This window comes from Arthrobacter sp. HMWF013 (genome assembly GCF_003061105.1).
Taxonomy (GTDB): Bacteria; Actinomycetota; Actinomycetes; order Actinomycetales; family Micrococcaceae; genus Arthrobacter.
Map to the genome: position 1 here is coordinate 1 of NZ_QAIQ01000521.1, position 2,120 is coordinate 2,120.

Annotated in this window: 3 protein-coding genes; 2 read left to right on the top strand and 1 reads right to left on the bottom strand. The window is 68.0% G+C overall.

Annotated features, from left to right (window positions below; all coding sequences use genetic code 11):
- Together DBR22_RS18190 and DBR22_RS18195 are read left to right on the top strand one after the other, a co-directional pair.
- The coding region (locus DBR22_RS18190; protein ID WP_146187564.1) for an ABC transporter permease subunit at positions 1–308 on the top strand (308 nt) is incomplete at its 5' end.
- A gap of 11 nt (positions 309–319) precedes the next feature.
- Positions 320–1,123 carry an amino acid ABC transporter ATP-binding protein gene (locus tag DBR22_RS18195; RefSeq protein ID WP_108600169.1) on the top strand — a complete coding sequence of 268 codons (804 nt, stop codon included), beginning with the start codon at positions 320–322 and terminating at the stop codon, positions 1,121–1,123.
- Positions 1,124–1,236: 113 nt separating this feature from the next.
- Here the strand turns inward: DBR22_RS18195 and DBR22_RS18200 are convergent.
- Positions 1,237–2,120, bottom strand: an 884-nt coding sequence (locus DBR22_RS18200; protein WP_258229287.1) for a 2-succinyl-5-enolpyruvyl-6-hydroxy-3-cyclohexene-1-carboxylate synthase, incomplete at its 5' end; no start/stop codon positions are given.

Here is a 2,120-nt window from a genome sequence, read left to right on the forward strand (position 1 = left end):
GCCTCGAGCTGGGCATGCCGCAGTGGCGGGCCATGGTGTCGATCGTGATCCCGCAGGCGGTCAAGATTGTCCTGCCGCCGCTGACCAACGAAGTCATCCTGCTGACCAAGGACTCCTCCCTGATTTACGTGCTGGGCCTGACCGCCTCGCAGTACGAGCTCACCAAGTTCGGCCGCGACGGCATCTCCAGCCTGGGTGCGGGCCTCACGCCCCTCCTGGTCGCCGGTGCCTTCTACCTTGTGATCACCATCCCGCTGAGCCTCCTGGCCCGGAAGTTCGAAAGCCGCTCCGCGCGGACCAAGCGATAGGCAGGGAAGCCATGAACGACGTCGTCAATTCCTCCGCCGGAAACACCGGCACCATCAACGCAGCCGGAGTCTCCATCAAGGACCTCCGCAAGTCCTATGGCAGCAACGAGGTACTCAAGGGCATCAGCCTGGACGTTGCGCCGGGCGAGGTGGTGTGCCTGATCGGGCCCTCGGGTTCCGGCAAGTCCACCCTGCTGCGCTGCGTCAACCTGCTGGAGCAGCCCAACGAGGGCGTGATCCACGTGGGCGGTTTCGAGGCCACCGATCCCGATGTGGACATCGACAAGATGCGCCGCAAGGTAGGCATGGTCTTCCAGCAGTTCAACCTGTTCCCGCACCTGGACGCCCTGCGCAACTGCTCGATCGCCCAGACCAAGGTCCTGAAGCGGTCCCAGGAAGAGGCGGACCAGGTGTCCAGGCACAACCTGGAGCGCGTGGGCCTGGGACACCTTTCCGACCGTTTCCCGGACCAGCTTTCTGGCGGCCAGCAGCAGCGGGTGGCCATTGCCCGCGCGCTGAGCATGGACCCCGAACTGATGCTGTTCGACGAGCCGACCTCTGCCCTGGACCCGGAGACCGTGGGCGATGTCCTTTCGGTCATGCGGAACCTGGCCAAGGAGGGCATGACCATGCTGGTGGTGACCCACGAGATGGGCTTTGCCCGCGAGGTGGCCGACCGCGTGGTGTTCATGGACGGCGGCGTTGTGGTGGAGGAAGGCGTGGCCGAGCATGTCATTTCCGCGCCCACCCAGGCCCGCACCAAGGAATTCCTGCGCCGCGTCCTGGACCCGACGCACATCGAGATCGAGGAGTAGGCGCCGCCTTCGACGCACCTGCTGCCTCTCGACGCGCAAATGCCCTGACGCTGCCGGATTCCGGTAGCGTCGGGGCATTTGCGCGTCATGGGTATTCCCGGGTCTGGGGCCTCTCAGCCCATCAGGACTCCGGCGACGGCGGTGGCCGCGGCCTTGTTGATCCGGGCGTGGAGTTGCCGCAGCCCTTGCCGGTCGGTGCGCACTTCGATGATGCTGCGCCCCGCAACGGGCGTGGAAAGCGCCTCGGCGAGTCCCGCCGTCGTGCTTACTGAGCAGTGCCCGACGCCGTATGCGGCGGCGAGTGCCGCGATGTCCACGGTGTGGGGGGTTCCGAAGAGCCGTTCGACGGCGTCCGCGTAGCGTCCGGATTCCCGCACCGCACCGTGCTCCAGCAAATCAAAGATGGCGCCGCCGGAGTCGTTGAGGACAACCATCCGGAGCGGGGGCTGGTCCTCGCCGGAGCCCAGGAGCAGGCCACCGGCATCGTGCAGGAAAGTGACGTCGCCCAGCAGCAGCGTGGTTTCCTGTTTGCCGCCGAGGGCGATTCCGGTGGCGGTAGAGATGGTGCCGTCGATCCCGGCGAGGCCGCGGTTGGCGTAGACGGTGGCAGCGGGAGCGGCTGCGGGAAGGCCTGCCAGGTCCACGTCGCGGATGCCGTTCGAGGACCCCAGCATCAGCTGGCCGCCGGCATGCTTCCAGACCAGCGAACCGACGGCCGGGCCGGTGGCAGCTACCTCCGCGGCCAGGACACCGTCGAGGGCGTGCTGCGCGGCCGAGCCGGCCAGCAGCCACGTGTCCAGCCAGGCGGACGGGCCGCGGCCGGCGAATTCGGCGAGATCGGCCAGGGTCTCCAGCGGCAGCTCGGTCCGCCGGCCCGGCTCGTACCAGGCCACCGGAACCGGCTGGTACAGGGCGGAAGGGACGTCGGCGCGCTCCAGGAGGGCGGACACCGGCCGGGACAGTGTTGGCCGCCCGAACATCACCACCCGCTCGATCG

Excerpts from the sequence above, each read along its gene's own strand:
- DBR22_RS18195 (WP_108600169.1), top strand. The coding sequence starts at position 320 with ATGAACGACGTCGTCAATTCCTCCGCCGGAAACACCGGCACCATCAAC.